Genomic DNA, 23,479 nt, shown 5'->3' on the forward strand with positions numbered 1-23,479 from the left:
TCGGTCGTCTCGGCACACAGTGTGTGCACTGGTCGCCGACCGTTGCAACATCCCTTCTTTCGCCGTGCGTTGACCGTCAATGTCATTGCAATCGACAGTTCCGTAGCTGACCAGCGCAAATAGCACGGTCCCGAGGAGATCGCCGTTGACTGGCATTTCGACTCGTACCTAACGTTCGGCTCCGATCGCCGAACACGGGTGTCAGGTGGTCTCCCAGGGAGAAGCGAGGTGGCAGCGCGGCCAAGGTCGCCGTCGAGCTGATCTCCAGACGCACCCCGAGTCGTCCATGCGATCCGTCCGCCGAACCGATTCCCATCGACTCCCGGTGAGACGCAGCAACAGATGTCGATCGATTGTCAGGAGCATTCCATGCGAGCCAAAGGCATCACCTACGACACGGGCTTCACTCCGGGCGGAAAGAGTTCGCGGCCCGTCTTCGACGCCGACGCGGTGCGACGCGAGATCCGCGTCATCGCAGACGACCTGCACTGTGGTGCCGTGCGGATCACCGGCGGCGACCCTGGGCGACTGGCCCTTGCGGCCCGGCACGCCGCCGATGCCGGGCTTGAGGTCTGGTTCTCTCCATTCCCTTGCGAACTGTCCGCCGAAGAGCTGCTGCCCTACTTCGCCACCTGTGCCGATCGCGCCGAAGAGGTGGGAGCGGACGTCTTCGTCGCCGGCTGCGAGCTGAGCCTGTTCGCCGCCGACATTCTCCCCGGAGACGACAGCCTCGCCAGAATCGAAGCCCTGATCAGCGGCGCCCCCGAGACAACATTGGCCGGGCTCGACGAGGTTCCTGCCCGGCTGAACTCCTTGCTGGCCAACATCGCAGCGACGGTCCGCTCACGGTTCCGTGGAAAGCTCACCTACGCGTCCGGAACTTGGGAACAGATCGATTGGGCGCCCTTCGACATCGTCAGTGCGGACGCCTACGGCGATGCCAGTGACGCCTTCCGGCAGGGTCTGCGCGAATATCTCCGGCACGGCAAGCCGCTCGCGGCGACCGAATTCGGCTGCTGCACCTACCGAGGTGCCGCCGCCCGCGGTGGCATCGGCTGGGCCATCGTCGACCACGATGCGGACCCGCCCCGCCTCGACGGTGACTACATCCGTGACGAAGACGAACAAGCCCGCTACCTGCGCCAACAATTGGCCGTTTTCAACGAGGAAGGCGTGGACACCGCCTTCTGGTTCACCTTTGCCGGCTACACATCTCCGCACCACGAGAACCCGCGCTTCGACCTCGACATGGCCTCCTACGGAGTGTGCAAGGTCATGTCCGACGGCAGCCTCGCACCGAAACGCTCATTCCACGCCATGGCTGAGGCATACCAATCAGCAACGTCAGCGTTGCCTGTCCAGGGTGAGGACGGCCTTAGCCATTGACGACATGCGATTCGGGCTGCAGCGGGAGCGGCGGAAGATCCGCCACACCTTCAGCCGGGCGACCCCACGCTCGAGGGCCCCGCAGTCGCGCATGCCGAGCCCCACGCCAGCCGTAACGGCAGCAGGGCAACGCAGCCGCGCGATCTGTCGGACACGCCTTACTGATCGTTTCAGACTGCTGTGCGTAGTCGCCTCAAGCAGATGATGCTGCAGGCGAGTTCGAGGAGTCCTTGGTGGAAGTCGGCGCGTATCTCGTAGCGGATCCGTAGGCGTTTGAACTGGTGGAGCCAGGCGAAGGTGCGCTCTACCACCCAACGGGTCTTGCCCAGGCCAGAGCCGTGCGGGGTGCCGCGGCGGGCGATCTTCGGGGTGATCCCGCGCTTGCGGATCAGGCGCCGGTACTTGTCGAAATCATAGCCGCGGTCGGCGAACAGCCGTCGAGGCCGGTGCCGGGGACGTCCTCGCAGTCCCCGAATGCGGGGAATGGCGTCCAACAGAGGAATCAACTGGGTGACGTCGTGTCGGTTGCCGCCGGTCAGTGATACGGCGAGTGGGGTGCCGTGCCGATCGACGATCACGTGGTGCTTGCTACCCGGCCGTCCCCGGTCGACCGGCGAAGGGCCGGTGTGAGCCCCCCTTTGAGGGCCCGGACATGCGAGCCGTCCACTGCCGCGTCGTCCATCGCTAATAGACCGACCCTGCGCAGTTCGACCAGCAGCGTCTCGTGCAGTCGACGCCATACGCCAGCCTCGGTCCAGTCCCGCAGGCGATGCCAGCAGGTCACCCCACTGCAACCGATTCGCTCGGCCGGGACATCCCGCCAGCTCACTCCCTTGCACAGCACGTAGACGATGCCAGCCAAGGCGACGCGGTCGTCCACCCGCAGCCTGCCGGGGAAGCGGCGCCGCCGTGGCGGACGGGCCGGAAGCAGCGGGGCTATCCGCTCCCACAGGTCATCAGGAACAAGATCCTCTAACACCTCGTAGACCCTGCCCGAAGCCGCCCTCAACCATCAACCGCCCCACCGAACTCATTCTGAAACGAACAGTTAGCCAACGAGTTAGTCGTCTGATCGGCCACGGCTGTCGCCGACTCCAAGCAGACCCTGTTGTGCACCTACCTCTCCGCCGTACTCCTGTCTGGCCTGCTCGCCAACCTGCTGCTCGGCTGGTCCTGGGCCGACCCGACCGCCGCACTCGTCATCGCCGCCATTGCGGTCAAGGAGGGGCGCAACGCCTGGCAAGGGAAGGGCTGCTGCGCCCCCAAGCCCTCCGCTTCGGTACCTGCCGCGGACGAAGACTCCTGCGGCTGCCACCCGCCGACCGGACCCCAACCGGCTACCGGTCGACGGTGAGGACGCCGTGCAACGGCTGGCGTTCACCAGCGCGGGCAACAAGCCTGCGGCCGGCCGCAACCCCCACCTGGTGAGCGCCATCTTCTTCCCGACCGAGGACCAGCGCAGCTTGCCGTAGCCGTTCGGGCCTGCAGCCGGTCGCTTCCCGCCTGCTCGGCCAGAAATTCACCCGGCCGAAGAGGAACCCCGAGGGTCGGAACGAGGAGTTGCGGCCCAACCCCAAGTGGAGCCAGCCCGCGTCCGCCCGCAGGCGGCTGCGTTCCCCTGGCCTCCGGCGCCCCCGCCCTCGGGCCGAACAGCCCCGAGCTGATCAGGACCGTGCGGCAACGCCGTGCCAGCGTGGCGGAATTCGAAGGGGACCGCCCCCTCGTCGGTCCCGGTGAACGACGTCGTCGCCAGCGGCTCCGGACTCGACCCGGCGATCTCTCCGTCGTACGCGTACGACAGGTCAACCTGGTGGCCCGGGCCCGCAACCTCACACCCGGCAGGGCCGAGAAGCTGGTCACCGAACACCTCCAAGGCCGCGTCCTGGGATTCCTGGGTCAGGAAAACGTCAACGTCGTCGCGTTCAACCACGCGCTCGCCGCGCTGATGTGACCATGGATCACCACCTATGCCGCTTGGCCACCCGCGGGCTCCCTCGCAGCACCAGGCGACGTGGGACATGCAAGACCGGTGAGGGAGGGGCTTTCGGTGGCGCCGAGGGTTGTCGCAGCCGATACGCCAGGCGTACGGCCAGGAAAGCTCAAGGTGTTCCTCGGGGCAGCTCCGGGGGTCGGCAAGACCTACCGGATGCTGGACGAGGGGCGTCGCCGTGCTCGGCGCGGCACCGATGTGGTGGTGGCGTACGCGGAGTGCCACAGCCGACCGCTCACCGAGGAAAAGCTCGAAGGGCTGGAAATACTTCCCCGCACGCACCGCGCATACCGAGGAAGCTCCTTCAGCGAGCTGGATCTCGACCAGGTCCTCGCCCGCCGCCCCGAGGTCGCACTCGTCGACGAGTTGGCTCACACCAACATTCCCGGCGGCCGCAACGCCAAGCGGTGGCAGGACATAGAAGAGCTGCTCGCCGCCGGGATCGACGTCGTCACCACCGTCAACGTCCAGCATCTGGAGTCGCTGAACGACGTCGTAGAGAAGATCACCAGCGTCCCGCAGCGGGAAACCGTGCCCGACGAGATCGTCCGCCGCGCCGACCAGATCGAGCTGGTCGACATGCCCGCCGAGGCGCTGCGCCGGCGCATGGCACACGGCAACATCTATAAGCCGGAGAAGGTCGATGCCTCGCTCGCGCACTATTTCCGCGTCGGCAACCTGACGGCCCTGCGAGAGCTGGCGCTCCTGTGGGTCGCCGGGCGGGTGGACGAGACCCTGCAGAAGTACCGTTCCGAGCACGGCATCGGCACGGTGTGGGAGACCCGCGAGCGGGTCGTGGTGGCGCTCACCGGTGGCCCGGAGGGCGAGACACTGATCCGCCGGGCCGAACGGATCGCGGACCGTTCGTCGGGCGGCGACCTGCTGGCCGTTCATGTCGCCCGCAGCGACGGTCTCGCCGACGCCTCCCCCGCCGCGCTGGCGAAACAACGCGAACTGGTCGAGAGCCTGGGCGGCAGCTACCACTCGGTCGTCGGCGACCATGTGCCCACCGCGCTGCTGGACTTCGCGCGTGCCGAGAACGCCACCCAGCTCGTCCTGGGCACGAGCCGCCGCAGCTGGCTGTCCCGTCTGGTGGCGCCGCGCGGTATCGGCGAGGACACGGTCGAGCTCTCCGGCGACATCGACGTCCACATGGTCACGCACGAACGCGCGGGGCGTGGACGTCGGCTGCCCGTACCCGGCGGCCGGCCGCTGCCGCACTTGCGCCGCGTCGCGGGACCGCTCGCCGGTCTCGTCCTCCCTCTGCTGCTGACCGCCGCCCTCACCAACACCCGCGGCACACTCAACCTGACCAGCGAGGCCCTGCTCTTCCTCGTCACCGTCATCGGCGTGGCCTGCCTCGGCGGTGTGGTCTCCGCGCTGCTCGCCGCCCTCACCGCCTCGCTGCTGCTGAACTACTACTTCATCCCGCCGAGCGGGCAGTGCCCCATCACCGAGCCCAACAACGCGCTTGCCCTCGCGGTCTTCGTGGTCGTCGCCGTCACGGTCGCCGCGCTCGTCGACCGCTCGCTACGGCTGGCGCGGCGCGCTGCCAGCGCCACCGCGGAGGCGGAGACCCTCTCCTCCATGGCCGGGAACATCCTCCGTGGTGACCAAGCGGTACCGATGCACAGGCGCCCGGCTGCGCGAGGTCGGTGCCACGAACCGGACCACGCTGGACGACTACGCCTCAGCGATCCACCAGGACACCGCATTCGTACTGAAGGTACATCCGTCCAATTTCGTGGTGACCGGGTTCGTGCAGTCGGTCGACGTCGCCGCTCTGTCCGCACTGGACGTCCCGGTTGTGGCCGACGTCGGCTCCGGACTGCTGCAACGCGACTCCGCCCTGCCCGAGGAACCCGACGTGCAGAGCGCATTGCGGGCCGGCGCGGCGCTGGTGACCGCGAGCGGGGACAAGCTGCTGGGCGGCCCACAAGCCGGCCTGGTCTTCGGCGACGCCGACACGGTCCGGCGGCTGGCCCGGCATCCACTGGCCCGCGCGCTGCGGACGGACAAGCTGACGCTGGCCGCGCTGGAGGCGACCGTTCGCGGACCGCGCCCACCGGTCGTGCAGGCGCTGCACGCTGTGCCGGCCGAACTACGGGCACGCGCCCAGCGGATGGCGGCTCAGCTGGCCGACGCGGACGCGCGCATCGTGGCCTCGACGGCCATGGTGGGTGGCGGCGGCGCCCCGGAGGTCGTGCTGCCCAGCGTGGCGCTCAGCCTGCCCGAGCGGTACGGCGCGGCGCTGCGCTCCGGCACGCCGCCGGTCGTGGGCCGGGTGACGGACGGCCGTTGCCTGCTCGACCTGCGCACGGTCGAACCACGGCAGGACGGTCAGGTCGTCGACGCCGTGCGGGCCGCATCATGATCGTCGCAGCCACGGCCGGGCACGTCGACCACGGCAAGAGCGCCCTGGTCCGCGCACTCACCGGCCGTGACCCGGACCGGCTCGCCGAGGAACGCCGCCGCGGACTCACCCTGGATCTCGGGTTCGCGTGGTGCGACCTGCCAAGCGGGCGGCGGGCCGCCTTCGTCGACGTGCCGGGGCACGAGCGGTATCTGCACACCATGCTGGCCGGACTCGGCCCCGTCCGCGCCGCGCTGCTGGTGGTGGCGGCGGACCAGGGCTGGTCCGCACAGACCGCCGAGCACGCCGACGCCCTGGCCGCCTTCGCCGTACCGCACCTGCTACTCGTGATCACCCGCTGCGACCTGGCCGATCCCGGACCCGCGGCGGCCCTCGCCCACCGCGAGCTGCTCGGGCGCGGCCTCCCCGCCCCGGACCCGATAGCGACGAGCGCGCACACCGGCCAGGGACTCGATGCGCTGCGCACCGCGTTCGACCGGCTCTCGCTGTCGTTCCCGCCCGGCCCGGGACCGGTACGGCTGTGGACGGACCGCGCCTTCACCGTCTCCGGCGCCGGCACCGTGGTGACCGGCACCCTGCTCGGCGGAACACTTCGCGTCGGGGACCGCGTGGAGCTGTGCCCCTCCGGTGGGGACGGTCCGACCGCGACCGTCCGAGGACTCCATGTGTGCGACCGGTCCGTGACGGAGGCATCGGGGCCCACCCGCCTCGCGGTCAACCTCCGGCGCGTTCCGCTCGTCGCGGTGCCCCGCGGCAGCGCCCTGCTCACCCCGGACGCATGGGTTACCAGCACGCTGGTCGACGTCCGGCTGCACGCGCCGGACTCGGAGCCGGCGGCGCTGCCCGCCGAGGTCATGTGCCACCTCGGCACCGCCCGTCGCCCGGCCCGGCTACGCCGCCTTGCCGACGACCTCGCCCGGCTCCGGCTGTCCGCTCCGCTGCCGCTGCACGTGGGAGACCGGCTCGCGGTGCGCGACCCCGGCACGCGTACGGTGCTGGGCGCGACCGTGCTGGACCCGATGGCCGCGCACACCGCCGGTCGTGGCGCGGCAGCGCGGCTCAGGGCCGCACTGCGATCTGCCACCGGGAGACCGTTGCTCGCCGACGAGCTCACCCGCCGCGGCCTGGTCCGCAGCGCCGACATGCGCTGTCTCGGCATACCGCTTCCCGCCGGCCGGCCGGAGCAGGAATGGCTGATCGACCCAGAACACCGGCATCAGCTCGCCGAGCGCCTGATGGTCCTGGTATGGAGCCACCGCGAACTCTCCCCCGATGTACCGGAACTCACGAGGGAACAGATACGGGACGCGCTGGGACTCCCCGACACCCGGGTCATCGACCTCATCATGTCTCCCCACCTCAGAGAAGATCACGGGCGCATCGGCCTGGCCAACGCCCCACTGCCGGCCGCACTGCACAAGGCCGCCGAGATCGCCCACTGGGAACTCACCACAGCGGGCCTGCGAGCGCCAACCGCCCTCCGATGGCGCGAGCTCGGCGTCAGCACCGCCGAACTCCGCGCGCTGACCCGGCACGGCGTGCTCGTGCGGCCGGCACCGGACGTCTACCTCACACCGGACGCGATACAACAGGCCGTCGCCGTGCTCCAGGGACTGCCTGAACCCTTCCGGGTGAGCGACGCACGAACCGCCCTGGATGCACCACGACGCATCGTCGTACCCCTGCTGGAACATCTCGATCGCCAAGGCATCACCGAAAAAGTCACCGACGACGGCCACAGAAGACTCAGCGCTGCGCCGACCAGTTCACCGAGGAGCACCGACTGAACGTGAAGATCTCCCTGGCCGATCTTGCCCGGCACCGCCTCGATCGGCTGACCGGGCTGGTCCATGACTCAGCTTCACGGCCTCATCCCGGTCATGCACGGCGATCGTGGACCGATCCACCTTCAATTGGACGGTCGACCAGGCACCGAACTCCCTCGGCATCTCCCGCCACTGCCCACCCGTCCGGAACCGCCAGATCACGCCCTCAAACTGCTGCCGCAGCCGCTCGGGGTACGGGCCGTACTCGCCGATCGGCAGATACGGCTCGACGAACTCCCACTGCCGCTCGGTCAGTTGCACTCACGTCACGCAAGACGGTCTATCGGATCGGGCCCCGCCGCGAAGGCACATCCCGCAAATCGATCACGACTCAATACACGCCCTGAGCGGTCTTGCGTAAGTCGGATGCTCGGTGGGCATATCGGCTGGTGGGAGGGGGTCCGCCGTGCCGAAACAGCTCAGACTGGAGCTTACGCAGGATCAGAGGAGTGACATCGAGGAGCGGTTGCGAGTGCCTGATCTGCCTGCACACACGCGGATGAGGCTGGAGTGTGTGCGCTTGTCGGGTCAAGGGCGGACGGTGTCGGAGATCGCCGGGATCGTGGAGGTCCACCGGTTGACGTTGTCCTATGTGGTGAGGCGGACGTTGGTCCGGGTATGGGGCGGGGTACGTGGAATTGGATTGTTCCGGATGGGCTGTGGGAGATCGCGAAGCCGTTGAGCCCGCCGTCGAAGGTGCGGCCGCAGGGTGGTGGGACCCAGGACACGCCTGATGAGACGGTGTTCGCGGCGATCATCTACGTGCTGATCAGTGGGTGTGCCTGGCGTGCGTTGCCGCCGTGCTTCGGGATATCGAAGTCGACTGCCCACCGCCGGTTTCTGATCTGGTCGCGGGCCGGCATGTGGGGCCGGCTGCACGAGGCGGTCTTGCACCGGCTCGACGACGCTGGCCTGATCGACGTCTCCCGCGTGGTCCTGGACTCAGCCCATCTCAGGGCCAAAAAGGGGGCGAACTCACAGGTCCGAGCCCCGTGGACCGGGGCAAGCCGGGTTCCAAGATGCACATCCTGTCGGACGCGAACGTACTGCCCCTGGTCGTCGGCGTCTCGGCTGGCAACACCCACGACAGCGGAGGGCTGAAACGATGGTCGAGGGTCACCAAACGAGACACGACCCGCACCGCGGCCGGTACTTCAAGCCCCAACGCCTGCACGCCGACAAAGCGTATGACCAGCCCGACCTGCGAAAATGGCTACGGGGAAAGCGGATCGGTGTGCGGATCGCCCGCAAAGGCATCGAGTCCAGTGAACGGTTAGGGCGGCGTAGATGGGTGATCGAGCGCACTATGTCGTGGCTGTCGGGCTACCGCAGACTCAGCCCCCGCTACGAACGCGACCATCGCAACTACCTGGCATTTCTCGGCCTCGCCGCAGCCATCTGCTGCTACAAGCGATACGTCCGCCTCACCACATAGGACACGGTCTAAGTCTACTTAGACGTCATCTCATTTGGCGAGTCTGCGGTAACAGATGAGGGTGCAGGCGATGCTGGTGAAGGCGAGGAAGTGCTCGGCTTTGCGTTCGTAGCGTCGGTGAAGGCGGCGGCAGCCGGCGAGCCAGGACATGGTGCGTTCGATGGTCCAGCGGTGCCGACCCAGTCGCTGGGAGGTCTCGATGCCCTTGCGGGCGATGCGGTGGGTGATGCCGCGCTTGCGTAACCATCGCCGCAGGTGGGAGTAGTCGTAGCCCTTGTCGCCGTGCAGCTTGCCTGGCCTGCGTCGTCGGGGTCCTCGGCGGGACCGGATCGGCAGTATGCCTTTGACCAGAGGGATCAGGGCCTGGCTGTCGTGCAGGTTCGCCCCCGAGATTCCGACGGACAGGGGCAGACCGGTCCGCTCGGTGATCAAGTGGATCTTCGAACCGTACTTGCCCCGGTCCACAGGATTCGGCCCCGTCAGGTCCCCCTTTTCAGGGCCCGCATGTTCACCGAGTCGATCGCACAGCGGGACCAGTCCAACTCGCCACGGGAGCCGAGCTCGTCGAGGACCAGGCGATGGAGCTTGGCCCACACCCTCGCCTTGGTCCACTCGGAAAAGCGCCGATGGGCCGTGGCTCCGGATGGCCCGAACGACGCAGCGGGCAACTGCTGCCACGTACATCCCGACGTGGCCACGAACACGATCGCCGCCAGCACTTCCCGGTCGCCGTGCCGGCGTCGCCCACCACCCTGCGGCCGTGACGGCGCCTCCGGCACCACGCGCTGGAACAACTCCCACAACTCTTCCGGCACCAGCCGCTCAACGATCCCCACCACGACCGACAGTCTAGTGAGCCACCCAAATGAGATGGCGTCTAAGAAGCTGGCACGGCCCTGACGCACGAATGCCGCCAGGGATCCGTACACCGACCTGGGGCCCATAGCCCCGACGGGCGGCAAGTTGCGCTCCCAGATGCCTGGGCATATGAAGAGGAGACACCGAACCTGACGTTCCGTCACAAGAGTCAGCATCGGGTCAGCACCAGCCCTGCCACACCTGGTTCCAGCCTGCCACACGTGCACATGCCGAAAGAGGCACAGAAACCGGCTCCGACCTGCATGTTTGCCACCCTGCCTGGGGAGATCGTAGGGCCGCTCCCCCAGGGCACGCAGGCGTAATCCATGCCCCCGCAATTCCCTAATTAGGAATTAGCGAAATTCGCAACGTTCTTCGCACCCTCCGAGAAGAGTATCAACTCGACCAGAATGCCATTCGATTGGCAAATCGACGCTCTCCCCGGCGCCATGAAATCATCGCAAGACAGGGCAGAGTTCGCGCTGAGAGGTCAGCAAACCGTCAGCATCGTTCCACGCCATACGCAACGTGCCTCGTCGGACACGGAGGGGCTCAATCTGCTGTCCCAACCGTCTCCAAGGGCTTCGACACTGTCCCAGCGCAGCCGTAAGCACTTCCCAGGCTTCCTCGGCGCGGGCGTGTAAGGCTGCAGTGGGGGTCAGAGGAGCCGCGCGGTGGCAGCCCTTAGCGTGCGGGTGGCGCGGTCATCGGTGGCCCCTCGGCTGCGGACTCAGCGGCCCCAGGAAGGGTGACCGGGACCCGGCCGGCTGGCCCCAGGGTGACTTCCACGACAGGAACCTCCTGTGGGAGACGGGAGCGGGATCGGTCAGTGCGGTGCTGGACCGGGAACGGCCCGCGCCGCCTCCGGTCTCTGCTGACCGGCCGATCCGTCAGGAGGAACCGCAAACAGACCTGACGGCCACTACTTGGTCCGCAACATCAGGGCACGTCGACTCTGGTCGCCGTAGACGCCCGTCTCGTCGCCGCGGACGCCATACCACTTCTGGAATCGGGCCACGGCCGCGCGGACGTCTGCGTCGTAACGGCCGTCGATCGCGCCCCCCTCGTAGACGTTCGGGATCTGGAGCAGACGTACCTGCAACTCGTATACGCCATGGCCGCTGTCACCCTGGCGCAGCACGCCCGTGCCTGGGATCTCGCGGAGGGCGGCAGCCGGGTTCCCGCCCAGCTGCCCGGAGGGCGGGGCCGGGTCGTCGGGCAGCGAAGGGGCCAGTTGCCCGGAGGACGTGGGCGGGACGGCCGGGGTCGGGTTGTCGCTGCCCAGCAGCGAAGAGGCGACGATCAGTCCGCTCACGGCGCCCAAACCGAAGGCTCCGGCGACACGAGTGTCCTGTCGGCTAGTGAATCGCCGCCATCCTCGGCGCTTGTTCTTCGCGTGCGCACGGACTCGTGGCGGTGACGCCCCCAGGGACGGGGCGAGGAGTTCCTCCGAGGGCGTGGCCGGGTGTTGGGGGGTGGCGGACCCGGTGGTGTCCGAGCTCGGGCCAGCCCGGCGGGGCGCGCCCTCCTGCAGGGGAGCTGGGGGCAGTAAGGTCACCGGCGGCGAGGCGTACGCCTCGTCTGGGCCACTGGCCGTCGGCTGCTTTCCCGTCAGTGGGAGCGGAACAGCCTCCAGTTGCCTGTTGCGCGACCACAGCGGCTCCACCACGACGTCCTGCGGAGCATCGACCTGGTCTACGCCACCGGTCCACTTCGGCTCCACGGTAGACGGCGCGACGGCCTGCGGACGCCCCGGATCCCGACCCTCCGGCCTGTCCCCCGGCGGCTGTGTCGGCCGGGGCGGGTGCGGAGCCAGCGCCGAGAACAGGGATGGGATCGGCTCCGCCAAGCCGGCGTTCCTGGCCGATTCGCTGCGTTCGCGCCAGGTCGGCGGCGGGCTTTCGGCCCAGCCCTGCCGCTCGTCGAACGCGTAGAGGTCGGCGCGTGCGGCGTCCAGGGAGTCCAGCACGGCTTGGAAGGAGTCCCAGATGTCTTGCGCGGCATCAGGAGCTGAACCGTGAGCTCGCTGAGGTTCGGTGTCGTTGAATCCCACCGGCAGTCCTCCTCAAACCAACGTCCGTGGTCAGCGACGGCTCGCCTGAACGTCCACGGGCCAGCTTCGCTGTTTCGTTCTGAGGTAATACGCAAGCCGTGCGACCTTGTCTCATCCCGCGTTACGGGAAGCCATCCACATCCCGCCGTTGTCCTCATGGAGTCGAACGCTTGCGGCAGCAGCCGGCTGCGGCGGGATCCACACGGACGCCAGGCAGCCCTCGCCGGCCGCATCGCCAAGGTCCCGCAGCCCAACGAGGACAACTATCTCGACGCGATCGACGCAGTCGAAGAAGCCAAGTGATCACGCCTGGGCGGCCCGCGTCGCAGGCCGCCCAGCCCTTCGAGCTCTAGTTGTAGGCCCTGTTCTCCCGAAGCTGCCGCGAAGTGACAAGTAGCTCTCTGTAGCGGATCTGGGGTGTGCTTGTCAGCGTTTTCGATCTTCTGGGTTCATCCGGGGCCGTGCTCGGCGACGTTGGTCCGGTCATGACGACCGGAAGGAGCCCGGGGTGCGGCAGGCGTGGGAGCCGGAGGACCTGATCGAGGTCTGGACGCTGCTGGAGGAGGATCAGGAGCGGCTGCGGAACAAGTCGGGGGCGAACCGGTTGGGGTTCGCGCTGTTGCTGAAGTTCTTCGAGGTGGAGGCCCGGTTCCCGGAGAACGCCGGGGAGATTCCGGCGCCGGCGGTGGCGTACGTCGCCCAGCAGGTGAAGGTTCCCGCTGAGGAGTGGGCCGCGTACAACTGGGCGGGGCGGGCGATCAAGCGGCACCGGGTGGAGATCCGGGGCGCGTTCGGCTTCCGTGAGTGCACGGAGGAGGACCAGGCGCAGCTCGCCGAGTGGCTGGCGGTGGAGCTGTGCGGGGTGGAGTTGTCGAGGGACCGTTTGGCGGAGGCGGTGGTGGCCCGCTGCCGCAAGGACCGGCTGGAGCCGCCGACGCCGGGGCGTGTCGCCCGTCTGGTGGGGTCGGCGGTCAGCACCTTCTAGGAACGGTTCTGCGCGGCCACGGTGGGCCGGCTGTCCGCGGCGACGCGGTCCCGGCTGGATGATCTGATCGCCGAGGACAGCGCGGGTGGCGGGGGCACGTTCTTCGCCGAGCTGAAGGCCGACCCGGGCGCGCTGGGGCTGGACAGCCTCCTGGCGGAGGTGAATAAGCTCCAGCGGGTCCGCGCGCTGGAGCTGCCGCCGGAGCTGTTCGGGGACGTGTCGGAGAAGCTGGTGGCGGCCTGGCGGGCGCGGGCGTCGAAGGAGTACGCCTCGGACCTGCGGGCGGCGGCCGGCCCGGTGCGGTACACACTGTGCCACGTGCGTCAGACGGAGATCACCGACTCGCTGGTGGAGCTGTTCATCCAGCTCGTGCAGAAGATCAACACACGGTCGGAGAAGAACGATCCAGACCTGCCGAGCGCGGACATCCGCATCGGGTACGCCCGATGCTCGACGCTCGGGCAGGAACTCGACTCCCAGCTCGACGCGCTCAGCAAGCACGGCATCCCGAGAGACAAGATCTTCAGCGAGAAGATCAGCACCCGGGTGCGAGTCCGCCCGAAGTCCGAGGAGGCGCTGAGTACGGCTCGGGAGGTCAAGGCGCACGCCCCGCACTGCCGGGTCATCTTCACCGTGTACGAGATGAAGCGCCTCGGCCGCGACGCCGCCGAACTCACCGCGCTCGCAGACCACCTCACCGCCCACGGCCTCATCCTGGCGATGCTCGCCGGACCCCTGCCCGGCATCTACGGCCCCACCGGGCCCGGGAAGCTGCTGTTCGCGTTCTTCGCGGCGATGGCGGAGACCGAGCGGGAGAACATCCGCGAGTCCACGCTCGAAGGGCTCGACACCGCCGCCCGCAAGGGCAAGCACGGCGGCCGGCCCCCGGTCATCACCGACGACATGCTCCACACCGTGCTCCGCCGACGGGCGAACGGCGAGTCCGTCGAGCAGATCCAGCCCGACCTGATCATCCCCACCGGCAAGCGCAAAGGACGCAGCCCCTCCGTCGCCAGCATCTACCGGGCGCTCGCCGAGCACACCAAGCGCGAGGCGTACCCCGAAGCCGTCGAGGCGGCCCACTCCGACTTCGCCACCCTCACTGGCAGCGAGGTTCCTGAACCTCGTACAGAGGTCAAGGCCCTAACGACACGCTGAGTTACTTGTCACTTCGCGGCAGCCTCGGGAGAACAGGGCCATGTACGTCGACCCAGTGCTATGACGTTGATCGGCCGCGTCGACCGTGGCCGGGGTCGCGTCCGACCCTGCCAAGCTGGCCCTCCTCGTCACCGGCGTGCTCGGGCTGAACGCACGGGCCAGCGTGCGCCGTGCACTGCACCGCCGCAATCTGGACGTATGACCTATCGGTGCGCGACGAAAGGTGACCCATGAAGTTCGCAGTCATCGGCGGTACCGGTCTGATCGGGTCGCAGGTCGTGAAGAAGCTGAACGCCGCCGGGCATGAGGCCGTGCCGCACTCGCAGTCCACAGGTGTCGACGTGATCACCGGCCAGGGCGTGGAGGAGGCTGTGGCCGGAGCCGACGGCGTCGTCAATCTGACGAATTCCCCGACCTTCGACGACGCCTCTCCCGCCTTCTTCCAGACCTCGATGGACAACCTCCTGGCCGCCGCACACAAGGGCGGGGTGGGGCACTTCGTCATCCTCTCGATCGTCGGCGCGGACCAAGTGCCCGACCTCGCCTACTACCGCGCCAAGGTCTTGCAGGAAGACATCCTCAAGGCCGGGCCGATCCCCTATTCGATCGTCCACGCCACCCAGTTCATGGAGTTCATCGACGCCGTCATGTCCTGGACCACCGAGGGCGACACCGTCCGCCTGCCCACCACCCCACTCCAGCCGATCGCCGCCCAGGACGTCTCCGACACCGTGGCCGAAGTCGCCGCCGGTACCCCTCTGAACGGAACCCTCGACGTCGGTGGGCCCGACGTCCATCCCCTCGACGAACTCGGCCGGATCACCCTGAACGCCCGACCCGACGGCCGCACGGTCATCACCGACGACACCGCCGGCATGTTCGCCGCCGTCGACGGCGATGTGCTCACCACCAAGGGCGACGCCCGCATCGCCCCCACCCACTACACCGACTGGCTCACCTGACCCGGCCGGCCCGGCACTGGAGACCTCGCCATGTCGAACAACGAACAGGCGGCAGAAGGAGCCGGGAGCCAGCCGCGCTCGGAAGCATGGAAGACGGCGCTCACCGTGCTGCAATCGGCGAAACCGCCGTTCGTTCCGGAGGGGGCGGAAGCGATGACGGTTATCATCGAGTTCCCTCCCGGCGATCCCGGCACCCCGCCGCACCGGCACTCGGGACCTGCCTTCGGCTACATGCTGGAGGGGGAGATGCTCTTCGAACTGGAAGGTGAACCGGAGCGGGTGATCAAGGCCGGGGAGACGTTCTGGGAGCCGGGCGGCGATGTCATCCACTACCAGGACGGAAACAACCGGACGGACTCCCGGAGCCGCTTCCTCGTCACCATGATGTGCGCACCGGGTCAGCCCATGCTCACTCTGGTCGACGACGAAGAGCTGGCCGAGCGCCGGCACCTACGAGCTCCCTGCCCGGGCACTTGACCCGCCACTGACGGCCGGGACTGACCGCGATGAGCCGTGGGGCGTCGCCCCAGTGCCCCGGAGTGAGCATGTGGCTTCCCACTCCTGAGGGTGAAATGGCAACGCGGGCGCGCCCTTCGACGTGCGTGGCGGCGTCTGCGGAAAGACCGCAGGACGCGTCCCGCTCCCGCACATGACCCCATGAGGGCAGCAGAGCGGACAACCACCGGTGCTGGACGGACCACGGCGTTGAAGAATTCACCCTTGAATCACACGCGATCCCGTCAGTGATGGTCGGTCGGCGTGTCCGCCGTCGGTGAGCCTGTCACCGACCCGAGGATGCCAGGTCATCACCGAGCCGAGCACCCGGCGAACGATGAGGCGGTTCCTTGGAATGCATCTGCGGAGGACGGGCAATTACAATGGACAAACATGCCCATCAGGGGCTTGAACAAGGGCGGAGGCTCTGCCGACCGCCCCGCAGCCGCGGCGCTCTCCAGCGCCCCGCGCTCTCTGATGCGCTTCTCGGATTTCCCAGGGAGCATTCCCATGGCTGGTCAAACCGCCTCAATCATCCTCGAGCCCGAGGCACAGGAGCTCGCCGACGCAACCTCGCAACATCCGTTCCTGTACGAGCTGGATCCGACTTGCACGGCGGTGGCTGGGTGCTGGGCAATGCCGGTACCCACGACCGCCTGGTGCGCGAGTTGGCGGTCGGCGCCCGTGCGGCAGTGGCCTTCGTGGAGTACACGCCGTCGCCCGAGGCGCACTACCCTGTGGCCATCGAGCAGGGCTACGCCACCGCGCAGCGGCAAGGGGTAGGGCAACAACGAGCGCCTGGCAGCCCGCAAGCTCACCGCCGGCCTGGCCTGCCGCTTACCTCTTCGTTACCAGTTGCATTGGTGGAAGGGGAAGGGGACCACCAGGGGATTCATCGCGAAGTCCCAGGACACGTCACGCCTCCATGCCTCCAGGTCCCACGACTCGTGACTGGTGTGGCTCCCGTCCGGTAGCTCATAGGCATAGCGGGCGTGACAGGCGAGTTGCTTGTAGATCGAGGACCCCTGCTCGTCGGTGACGAGACTGTCCGGATAGGGGACCTTCTTCCACGTCTGGTCCCACAGGGCGTCGTAGTCGGTGTCCGCGTCGTCGAATCCAGCCTCCGTCGGGATCACCACTACGTCCAGATCACCGTTGGCAACAGCGCGCCTGACCATGGTGCGCTTCACCCATTTCGCATCGCTCAGGGCCTCGTAGCCGATGCATTCCCCCTCGCATGTGCCTTGTTTCTCACCCATGCTTTTGCTCCAGAACAACAGCGTGTTGTTCTTCGCGAAACGCTGGACGTAACCGTTGTAGCTGTCGTTCCGCTCTTCGTCGCTGGTGGGGTAACCGAAGGGGCCGCCCTCCTGGCCGAACTCGCCCCACTGCTCGCCGATCTTTCCCCACACGGGATGGGCGCCGTTGGAGAGTGTCGGATGCCAGTAGACAGTGCCCCCCTCGAACTGCTGCCGCTTCCCGTTCCCGTCGGAGTTGGTCAGCTCGTCACCGACCGGGAAGCCGAGCTTTCCTTCCTCCCAGCCAAGGGCACCCCACTTGTCACGGATCACACCCCAGACGGGGTGCGCCCCGGTCGTGGGGGTCCAGTAGATCGCTCCCCCAACGAAGGTGTTGAACTTGCCTTTCCCGTTCGGGGTGGTCAGTTCGTCGGACGTCGGGCAGCCCAGCGGCGATCCCTGCCCGCCGATCTGGTTGTACTTGGCGAGGATGTCGCCGCCGACCTGATGCCCACAGGGCGTCTCGTCGGCGGCAGCCGGAACGGCTGGGACTGTCAGGGCGGTGAGCGCGGCAACGGTGATGGCTACGCCCTTGAGCAGCGTGGCCCGAGTCCGTGTTGTCACGGCAGAGTCCTCTCATTGGTCAGGTGAGGTGGTGTGCATGCGCCAGTCGCGGTGCTTCCTGCGCACAGCGCGGAGCGGTCTTAACCCGATGCCGGACAGCTCACGCGATCTTTCCCCGAACCTCTGGAGCGCAGGCGATCACAGTGCTAAGCGCCAAGATCTCCCCCTACCGCTAACGGCTGTTCGAGGCCACGGCCGTGTCGGCTCGTCGGTGTTCGTCAAGCCCTCACCCTCTCGACACAGCACCATGCTGACAACGTCACGCTGTCAGCGCAGTGTTGCGCCGGCAGGCGCACGGGCGCACGCTCAGCTCCTTTAAGTGACGGCCGAGGCCAATACGTGGACGGCTTTGCGAGATAGGCCGTCGTCCACGCAAGGGACGTTCTGATGCGGGAACAGAAGTCCGTGTGCTTCGCCGCCGTGGCACTCGCGGTAGAGGACCTCTCCCCCCATCTCGCCCACCGCCTCTTCGGACCGCTCCGCTATGCACTCGGCGACGCCCACACCTACCCCGTCCCCTCGTGGGCCGACAGCCTGTAACTCAAGGGCATACCCCCCTAAACCGCCATGAGGTTACTGGGCAGCGACGACAGCCACCGAGGCCATACGGCACTCCGTGATCTCGATCTTGTGCACGCCCGTGCCAGCCGCTCGGGCTCCGAACCACCGGCCACAGGCTGAATGGGGCAGCAAACCATGCTTAGGGAAGCGGAGGCGACATGACCTCTCCCGCAAAGCCGAAGGTTTCCGCCAGCGCCGAGCAGGCCCTGCGGGAGGCCTGGAGCGGCTCTCTACCGGCCAGCCGACTCACACCGATGGCAAGCTCACCAAGAACAACCTGTGGCGCGAAGCCGGCGTCAGCAGAGCTTCAATGAATCGCGCAAACCAACATCCTCACCGAGTGGGACAACCGGATCGACACCAGCCCGGCGAGCCTTCGCGAACGGAAGCAGACAGAGGAGATCAGCCTTCTTCGCTGCCAGCTCAAGAAGAACCGACAGGAGCGACAGCGACTCCAGGGCAAGGTCGACGCCGCAGCGACGGTCATCGCGGTCATGCTCACCGAGAACACGGCTCTCCGCGAACAGCTCACCAAGCGCTGAGCCGTGGTCGTTCCACTCGCGGGACCACACCTAATCCGCACTTGAGGCGGGGGTCATTCCGTCAACCAGTCCTTCCACACATGCAAGTCCGGGTCCGTAAGCTTTCCCGCGGCCAGACGCCGTGTCCGGTTGGGGTGCATCAGCAGCATCGAGCCCGCGCGCTGCCGAGGCAGGCCGGTCGGATTGCAGCCGGCAAAGGCGACTTCACGCCCTTGCTTCATCTCGGGCCACTGTTCGAAAGGTTGCGGGACCAAGCCGGGCTCGCGCCTCCTCCGTTCCCAGGTCTTCACGGCCGCACTGGTTGTGGCCCGCGTGACTTCGATCGTTACTTTCAGGATTCCGGCGATGGTCACCTCGCCATCCTCATCGAGGTACTCGCCCAGCTGCCTGCCTGACCGGGCGCGGGCTTCGGCATCTGTCTGCTTCGGGTGACGCGGGAGCGGGCACACCATGGCGTTGTCCTCATTGCCGTCGTACATGCTCGCCTCGAATCGACGGGCGCGGTGGACGAGGGTGTTGCGCAGGTCGTCAGCCCACTCCCACCAGCCCTCCGGGCCATCTCGGATGGCGCCCTTCATTGCTCGAACCAGCTCCAGTTGCAGTTCGCGGGGCGGTCCGTCCGTAGCCAGGCCGTCAGCGGAATCTCTGTCCATACGCAGGCTGCCAGCATCGGCCCTGGGGATCTTGACCCGAAGGCCTGCCACTCCGATGACGAGGCCAGCCAGGTTGTCGATCACGCTCCCCACACAGCGGAAGAAACCGGCCAGGTGTGCTGAGCCCTCGACATCTCGGTCCAGGTCCCGCTCATTGCGTTCCAACCAGCCCTGGGTGTCCGTTCGCTGACGAAGGCGCTGTCGCCAGCGAACACCCTCCGCGTACCGGAGTTCCTTGAGCTTGTGTGCGTGCATGACGGCCTCGACCAGGTTGGTCTCCACCGAGGACGGGAGACTCATCAGGTAGTCGCTGATGAGGATCCTGCGCCCCGCCGAGAGGGCGAAGTCCTGCCACCAGTTGAACCCGCCTTCCTCCAAAGAGAGATCACTTTGGAACTGCTCCTGAAGAGCAAGCAGGGGCACTATGGCCGCATGTGCTTCGTCCGCGTAGGTCACGGCTCGATGATGCTGTGTTCAGTCGGCCATGCACACCCGATTACGAAGCAATCGGGTGTGCATGGCCGACAGGCGGCGCAGAACGCTTCTCCGTCTGGGTCTGCACCCCAAAGCCGCCCCGCACACTTGCCGCTAGGTTCTGTCTCTTTGGTCAGCGTCGGGCCCAGATGAGGATGGCGGCGAGGTGGAGTGCAGCCTGATATGCGATGGCGAGTTTGTCGGTTCGCATGGCCAGTCCGCGCCACTGCTTGAGGCGGTTGATGCAGCGTTCGACGGTGTTGCGCTGCTTGTATGCCTCAGCGTCGAAGGCGGGTGGCCTGCCGCCGAGTCGGCCGCGTCGTTGGCGATGGCCGATCTGGTCGGTGGGCTGTGAGATGACTGAGCGGATGCCTCGGCGTCGAAGATGTCTGCGGATCGCGCGGGAGGAATACGCGCGGTCCGCGAGAACGGCCGTGGGCCGGGTTCTGGGTCTTCCGAGCCCGGCCCGTGGAACTCGGATGCGGGCCATCACGGCTTCGAAGGCCGGAGCGTCACCGGCCTGGCCTGCCGTGACAACAAGAGCAAGTGGTCGTGCCCGGCCGTCGCTGGCCAGGTGCACCTTGGTGCTCAGCCCGCCGCGGGAGCGTCCGAGTCCGTGATCGGTGGGTTCGGACCGCTCGGCTGCCCCCTTTTGCTGGCTCCGGCGGCGTGCTGGTGAGCCCGGCAGACGGTGGAGTCCACCGACACGGTCCAGCCGACGTCATCGTCGGCGTCCGCCGCGGCCAGGACGGCGGTGAAGATGCGTTCCCACGTGCCGTCGACGGCCCACCGCAGCAGGCGTTTGTGAGCGGTCTGGAACGAACCGAGCTCACCGGGCAGATCCCTCCAGGGCGAGCAGGTGCGGTACTTCCACGCGATGGCTTCCAGCGTTCGGCGGTGGTCGGCCCACCGCCGTCCGCGGACCGGATCCGCCGGCATCAACGGCTCGATCCGGTCCCACATCGCATCAGTGATCACTAATCGGACGGACACATCCGATCAACTGATCAAACCATCAAAGAGACACGCTCTAGGTGGGTTGGTTTGGATCAACGGGCGGACCGCAGGCAGAAGCGATGAAGTGAGATGTCCGTAGACCTGCCTCTCCGGCTGCCTTGCCGAACCTGCGAGCAGTTCCCGCTGTTGACCACCTGCATTTGGATCTTCGTTTTCAGTCCGCCGCGGAACCGTCCCAGGGCGTGAACGCCGGGCTCTCCGGCCGAGCCGCTCTCAACGGTACCGGCCTGCGAGCTGGTGTGAGGTGAGTTGTGCAGTACGCCCCCTTGCCTCACGCGACTCCACGTCGCCACGATGGTCGCCATGCAGGAAGAAGCCGCCAGGCGCATCAACGCTCACTTGCCTCGCCACATACGACTGGCTGAGGTCACGCTGGCCAGACTGGCAGCCGAGGACCTCACTCGTCAGATCAACGCTGGGCGGGCCCTAGAAGAGTCACTAGCGACTGGCTCATCGGTGGAACCTGCCATCGCGGAATGGTGCGAGGAATCTGTGAGGTTACTCGACGGCTTCATCGGGGAGCCTCCGCCGAGTTTTGGAGGGGGCTTATGGGTGGTTCAGTGGGGTTTCCGAAGCTTAATCCAGGATGTTGGTAATTGCGTGAATCCTGAGTTTCCTGACCAGACAGCTCTAGCGCGAGCTCATCTGTCCATCGGTTTGGAATACTTGGAGGCGGTGCTTGAACGAGTGCCGGACTACGCTAAAGCGTCTAGACGGACATCACCGGAGCCACGAGTTTCTTTCTCATTTAATGGAGGGTCCTTCCATGGCGTCCAGTTTGCCGCTCAGATCGCCAACATTGAATCCACTATTGCTGGTGTCGCTCAGCAAAGCGGCTCGGAAGTAGCAGACGCACTAAAAGGGCTTCAACAGGCTGTCCTGAGCCAGGACGGCCTGGAAGACTCGCAGCGCCAGGTCCTGCTTGATAACGTCGAATATCTGGCTACCGCTGCAAATACTCAGCCTCAGCAACGGAATCGCGGGCTCATAACTTCCGTACTCCTCGCACTGTCGACGGCAGCAGCAAGCGGAGACCAATTGCAGAGGGCCATGGATACGTGGGGCTCCGTGCTGCAAGGACTCCTCCCCTGATGCGTACTCTGTGATGCGGACGGCCTTGGGGCTAGGGCATGTTTCGCTCCTGCCATGGCCGACTACTACCAGCACCTGCCCACCGACCGCTGCCGATCTTGCGAGGCGGACACGCTCTCGCCAGACGCCGAGCCGCTCCAAGACCCATTTCCGAAACACGCCCTACTGATCTTTTCGTAAGTTCGGTGGGTGTGGTGGCTGGATGGTCAGGCCGGTGTGGGCGAGGTAGGACCATGGCAGGTACTGGTTGTGGTTGATCCGGTGGACGCCTTGTTCGGTGGCGTCGGCAACGTCGGCGAGGTGGTCGCCGGCGAGGTTGGCGAGTTCGCGCTTCTTGAGCGACGACCAGAGCAGTTCTACCGGGTTCAGCTCGGGTGCGTATGCGGGTAATCGCTCGAGGGTGAGCCAGTCCTGCTCGGTGACCCAGGCTCGCATCGCCCGGCTCCAGTGGGCGGACAGGCCGTCCCAGACCAGGATCACTGGCTCGCCACGGTAGAACGCTTTGACCTGTTCAAGGACCTCGATGAGAGCGATGGTGTCGTAGCTGCCGGGCTTGAGGTGGAAACACAGGCGAGGACCGCGGTCGAAGTCGGTGGAGTGGTAGCCCAGAGCCGCAGCCATCGACGCACGCTTCCAGTTCAGCCGGTGTCGCAGAAGCGGCGTGCGGCCGCGAGGTGCGTAAGTACGGCGGATCTGGGGCAGCAGCGAGACGCCTGATTCGTCGAGGAACACGATCCAGGCACGTGTGTTCACCGCCCCCTTTTGATGCGCGGCCACTCGTGCGTGATCCAGCGGGCGATCTCGGACTCGTCCCGCTCCACCGCCCGCCGCTCAGGCCGCTGCAGACTCCACCCCAGCCGGCCGGTCAGCAGACGCCACACCGACGCCCGTGACAGGGACACTCCTGTCACCCGCTCGACGACCGCGCCGACTCGTTCCAGGGTCCACAGATCGGCCTCGAATCCATGAGCCTGGGCACCTCGCTCCAAGGCGGCCCGCACAGTCTCGACCTGGGCGTCATTCAGCTTGGGCGGGCGACCGGTGGCCGGACGCCGGCGTAAGGCTGGTGCACCCCCTTCCTCCCACACACGCCTCCACCGCCGCACGCTCTCGGCACACACTCCCACCGCCCGCGCGATCTCCGGATTCGACCCGCCCTCCTCGAACAGCTCGACCGCACGAACACGACGCGCCTCCGCCAACTGCGGCCGTGACAAAGGAGGTACGGAAGAACCAGACGCAGAGGACAAAGGTCGATAAGCCATCCCGACAGCCTCCCACCCACAAAGCCACCACACCCACTGAACTTACGAAAAGATCAGTAAGACGCGAATGGGCCCACCGTGCGCCCGGTCTGGTTCTTGTGGGAGGACGGTGCATTCTGGGTGCTGACGGGTCCGTGGACCCGGTTGTTCAACCGGGTGAAGAACGATCCGAACGTCGCGCTCGTGGTGGATGAATGCGATCTCGTGACGGGACGTGTCCGGCAGGTGATCGCGAGGGGGCGAGCTGAGCTCGTGCCGTTCGACGCGCCGAGAGGCCGACGCAAGCTGGTCCGCTATCTGGAGGTGGATGTGGCTCTCTGGGATGCGCGGTTCGTGGGCTATCTGTATGACAATCCGGGTGAACGAGGCACGATGTGGCTGCGTTTGAGGCCCGCCTCGCTCAAGGTCCAGGACCTCAGTTATGCCGTCGTTCCGTCCTGAGACTGATGTCGCTGGCTGGGGTGGGAGAGTCGCCAGCGCCGACCAGGTCA

19 protein-coding genes and 8 pseudogenes are annotated in these 23,479 nt (G+C 67.0%); 16 read left to right on the plus strand and 11 right to left on the minus strand.

Going from position 1 to position 23,479, the window contains the following annotated elements; genetic code table 11:
• Positions 1-369: 369 nt before the first annotated feature.
• The gene (locus tag SLV14N_RS07615) at positions 370-1,386 is read left to right on the plus strand and encodes a hypothetical protein (protein WP_263268695.1); all 1,017 of its coding nucleotides are present in this window, start codon (positions 370-372) and stop codon (positions 1,384-1,386) included.
• On the opposite strand, the pseudogene SLV14N_RS07620 reads toward SLV14N_RS07615, so the two are convergent.
• Positions 1,345-1,461, minus strand: a pseudogene (locus SLV14N_RS07620) (IS5/IS1182 family transposase); the annotation flags it as partial. The gene SLV14N_RS07615 and the pseudogene SLV14N_RS07620 sit on opposite strands and share 42 nt — an antisense overlap.
• A gap of 95 nt (positions 1,462-1,556) precedes the next feature.
• A protein-coding gene (locus SLV14N_RS07625) for an IS5 family transposase (protein ID WP_263268696.1) occupies positions 1,557-2,365 on the minus strand; the annotation gives its coding sequence in 2 pieces (ribosomal slippage) (positions 1,557-2,026 and positions 2,026-2,365; 810 coding nt in all).
• 93 nt (positions 2,366-2,458) lie between these two features.
• Here SLV14N_RS07625 and SLV14N_RS07630 point away from each other — a divergent pair.
• From SLV14N_RS07630 to SLV14N_RS07650, 5 genes and pseudogenes are all read left to right on the plus strand, one after another.
• Positions 2,459-2,740: pseudogene (locus SLV14N_RS07630) on the plus strand (hypothetical protein); the annotation flags it as partial.
• Positions 2,741-3,196: 456 nt separating this feature from the next.
• A complete protein-coding gene (locus tag SLV14N_RS38965; RefSeq protein WP_369292828.1) occupies positions 3,197-3,337 on the plus strand; it encodes a potassium-transporting ATPase subunit C in 141 nt (46 codons plus the stop codon).
• 96 nt (positions 3,338-3,433) lie between these two features.
• Positions 3,434-4,999 (plus strand): annotated as a pseudogene (locus SLV14N_RS07640) (DUF4118 domain-containing protein); the annotation flags it as partial.
• Between the two features lie 7 nt (positions 5,000-5,006).
• Positions 5,007-5,750, plus strand: a pseudogene (locus SLV14N_RS07645) (aminotransferase class V-fold PLP-dependent enzyme); the annotation flags it as partial.
• Complete coding sequence (locus SLV14N_RS07650) at positions 5,747-7,537, plus strand: SelB C-terminal domain-containing protein (protein ID WP_263273053.1); 1,791 nt, start codon at positions 5,747-5,749, stop codon at positions 7,535-7,537. The pseudogene SLV14N_RS07645 and the gene SLV14N_RS07650, both read left to right, overlap by 4 nt.
• A 111-nt stretch (positions 7,538-7,648) precedes the next feature.
• On the opposite strand, the pseudogene SLV14N_RS07655 reads toward SLV14N_RS07650, so the two are convergent.
• Positions 7,649-7,837, minus strand: a pseudogene (locus tag SLV14N_RS07655) (transposase); the annotation flags it as partial.
• A 357-nt stretch (positions 7,838-8,194) separates the two neighbouring features.
• Between SLV14N_RS07655 and SLV14N_RS07660 the strand changes: the two are divergent.
• A pseudogene (locus SLV14N_RS07660) lies at positions 8,195-9,011 on the plus strand (IS5 family transposase).
• Positions 9,012-9,041: 30 nt separating this feature from the next.
• On the opposite strand, the gene SLV14N_RS07665 reads toward SLV14N_RS07660, so the two are convergent.
• Positions 9,042-9,841, minus strand: a protein-coding gene (locus SLV14N_RS07665; protein ID WP_263273055.1) for an IS5 family transposase whose coding sequence is annotated in 2 segments (ribosomal slippage) — positions 9,042-9,502 and positions 9,502-9,841 — 801 coding nt in all. Because the reading frame shifts where the segments join, the coding sequence is not laid out codon by codon here.
• Positions 9,842-10,791: 950 nt separating this feature from the next.
• On the minus strand, positions 10,792-11,184 hold the full coding sequence (locus tag SLV14N_RS07670; RefSeq protein ID WP_263268700.1) for a peptidoglycan-binding protein: 393 nt from the start codon (positions 11,182-11,184) through the stop codon (positions 10,792-10,794).
• A gap of 894 nt (positions 11,185-12,078) precedes the next feature.
• Between SLV14N_RS07670 and SLV14N_RS07675 the strand changes: the two genes are divergently transcribed.
• The 6 genes and pseudogenes from SLV14N_RS07675 to SLV14N_RS07700 all read left to right on the plus strand — a co-directional run.
• Positions 12,079-12,225 (plus strand): hypothetical protein, encoded by a 147-nt coding sequence (locus SLV14N_RS07675; RefSeq protein ID WP_263268701.1) that lies wholly within the window; start codon positions 12,079-12,081, stop codon positions 12,223-12,225.
• A 205-nt stretch (positions 12,226-12,430) separates the two neighbouring features.
• Positions 12,431-12,907: a DUF4158 domain-containing protein gene (locus SLV14N_RS07680; protein WP_263268703.1), complete on the plus strand. Its 477-nt coding sequence runs from the start codon at positions 12,431-12,433 to the stop codon at positions 12,905-12,907.
• Between the two features lie 21 nt (positions 12,908-12,928).
• Positions 12,929-14,065 (plus strand): recombinase family protein, encoded by a 1,137-nt coding sequence (locus SLV14N_RS07685; RefSeq protein WP_263268705.1) that lies wholly within the window; start codon positions 12,929-12,931, stop codon positions 14,063-14,065.
• A 230-nt stretch (positions 14,066-14,295) separates the two neighbouring features.
• Entirely contained in the window at positions 14,296-15,027 is a 732-nt protein-coding gene (locus SLV14N_RS07690; RefSeq protein ID WP_263268706.1) for an SDR family oxidoreductase, read from the plus strand.
• 30 nt (positions 15,028-15,057) lie between these two features.
• Positions 15,058-15,504: a cupin domain-containing protein gene (locus SLV14N_RS07695; protein WP_263268708.1), complete on the plus strand. Its 447-nt coding sequence runs from the start codon at positions 15,058-15,060 to the stop codon at positions 15,502-15,504.
• A gap of 528 nt (positions 15,505-16,032) precedes the next feature.
• Positions 16,033-16,292 (plus strand): annotated as a pseudogene (locus SLV14N_RS07700) (alpha/beta hydrolase fold domain-containing protein); the annotation flags it as partial.
• A 78-nt stretch (positions 16,293-16,370) separates the two neighbouring features.
• Here the strand turns inward: SLV14N_RS07700 and SLV14N_RS07705 are convergent.
• Entirely contained in the window at positions 16,371-17,384 is a 1,014-nt protein-coding gene (locus tag SLV14N_RS07705; RefSeq protein ID WP_263268710.1) for a DUF2599 domain-containing protein, read from the minus strand.
• Between the two features lie 387 nt (positions 17,385-17,771).
• Here SLV14N_RS07705 and SLV14N_RS07710 point away from each other — a divergent pair, with 387 nt between their 5' ends.
• Positions 17,772-17,924 (plus strand): hypothetical protein, encoded by a 153-nt coding sequence (locus SLV14N_RS07710; protein ID WP_263268712.1) that lies wholly within the window; start codon positions 17,772-17,774, stop codon positions 17,922-17,924.
• Between the two features lie 317 nt (positions 17,925-18,241).
• Here SLV14N_RS07710 and SLV14N_RS07715 read toward each other — a convergent pair whose 3' ends face one another.
• The 3 genes from SLV14N_RS07715 to SLV14N_RS07725 all read right to left on the minus strand — a co-directional run bounded on the left by SLV14N_RS07715 (position 18,242) and on the right by SLV14N_RS07725 (position 20,577).
• Entirely contained in the window at positions 18,242-18,517 is a 276-nt protein-coding gene (locus tag SLV14N_RS07715; protein ID WP_263268713.1) for a hypothetical protein, read from the minus strand.
• A 23-nt stretch (positions 18,518-18,540) separates the two neighbouring features.
• Complete coding sequence (locus tag SLV14N_RS07720) at positions 18,541-19,596, minus strand: hypothetical protein (protein ID WP_263268715.1); 1,056 nt, start codon at positions 19,594-19,596, stop codon at positions 18,541-18,543.
• A gap of 151 nt (positions 19,597-19,747) precedes the next feature.
• A protein-coding gene (locus tag SLV14N_RS07725; RefSeq protein ID WP_263273057.1) for an IS5 family transposase occupies positions 19,748-20,577 on the minus strand; the annotation gives its coding sequence in 2 pieces (ribosomal slippage) (positions 19,748-20,259 and positions 20,259-20,577; 831 coding nt in all).
• 357 nt (positions 20,578-20,934) lie between these two features.
• Between SLV14N_RS07725 and SLV14N_RS07730 the strand changes: the two genes are divergently transcribed.
• Positions 20,935-21,723: a hypothetical protein gene (locus tag SLV14N_RS07730; protein ID WP_263268717.1), complete on the plus strand. Its 789-nt coding sequence runs from the start codon at positions 20,935-20,937 to the stop codon at positions 21,721-21,723.
• A gap of 162 nt (positions 21,724-21,885) precedes the next feature.
• On the opposite strand, the gene SLV14N_RS07735 is transcribed toward SLV14N_RS07730, so the two are convergent.
• On the minus strand, positions 21,886-22,476 hold the full coding sequence (locus SLV14N_RS07735) for a transposase (protein ID WP_263268718.1): 591 nt from the start codon (positions 22,474-22,476) through the stop codon (positions 21,886-21,888).
• Positions 22,473-22,988 (minus strand): winged helix-turn-helix domain-containing protein, encoded by a 516-nt coding sequence (locus SLV14N_RS07740; protein ID WP_263268719.1) that lies wholly within the window; start codon positions 22,986-22,988, stop codon positions 22,473-22,475. Before SLV14N_RS07740 ends, SLV14N_RS07735 begins: the two co-directional genes overlap by 4 nt.
• Positions 22,989-23,054: 66 nt before the next feature.
• On the opposite strand from SLV14N_RS07740, the pseudogene SLV14N_RS07745 reads away from it, so the two are divergent.
• Positions 23,055-23,429: pseudogene (locus SLV14N_RS07745) on the plus strand (pyridoxamine 5'-phosphate oxidase family protein); the annotation flags it as partial.
• Positions 23,430-23,479: the final 50 nt, after the last annotated feature.

It is taken from the genome of Streptomyces sp. Je 1-4 4N24 (assembly GCF_026239515.1).
GTDB classification, from domain to species: Bacteria; Actinomycetota; Actinomycetes; order Streptomycetales; family Streptomycetaceae; genus Streptomyces; species Streptomyces nigrescens.

Bases quoted from the DNA above. Each gene is read 5' to 3' on its own strand.
- SLV14N_RS07695 (WP_263268708.1), top strand. From the start codon at position 15,058: ATGTCGAACAACGAACAGGCGGCAGAAGGAGCCGGGAGCCAGCCGCGC.
- SLV14N_RS07690 (WP_263268706.1), top strand. From the start codon at position 14,296: ATGAAGTTCGCAGTCATCGGCGGTACCGGTCTGATCGGGTCGCAGGTC.
- SLV14N_RS07615 (WP_263268695.1), top strand. From the start codon at position 370: ATGCGAGCCAAAGGCATCACCTACGACACGGGCTTCACTCCGGGCGGA.
- SLV14N_RS07675 (WP_263268701.1), top strand. From the start codon at position 12,079: ATGGAGTCGAACGCTTGCGGCAGCAGCCGGCTGCGGCGGGATCCACAC.
- SLV14N_RS07710 (WP_263268712.1), top strand. From the start codon at position 17,772: ATGCGGGAACAGAAGTCCGTGTGCTTCGCCGCCGTGGCACTCGCGGTA.
- SLV14N_RS07650 (WP_263273053.1), top strand. From the start codon at position 5,747: ATGATCGTCGCAGCCACGGCCGGGCACGTCGACCACGGCAAGAGCGCC.
- SLV14N_RS07740 (WP_263268719.1), bottom strand. From the start codon at position 22,988: ATGGCTTATCGACCTTTGTCCTCTGCGTCTGGTTCTTCCGTACCTCCT.
- SLV14N_RS07730 (WP_263268717.1), top strand. From the start codon at position 20,935: ATGCAGGAAGAAGCCGCCAGGCGCATCAACGCTCACTTGCCTCGCCAC.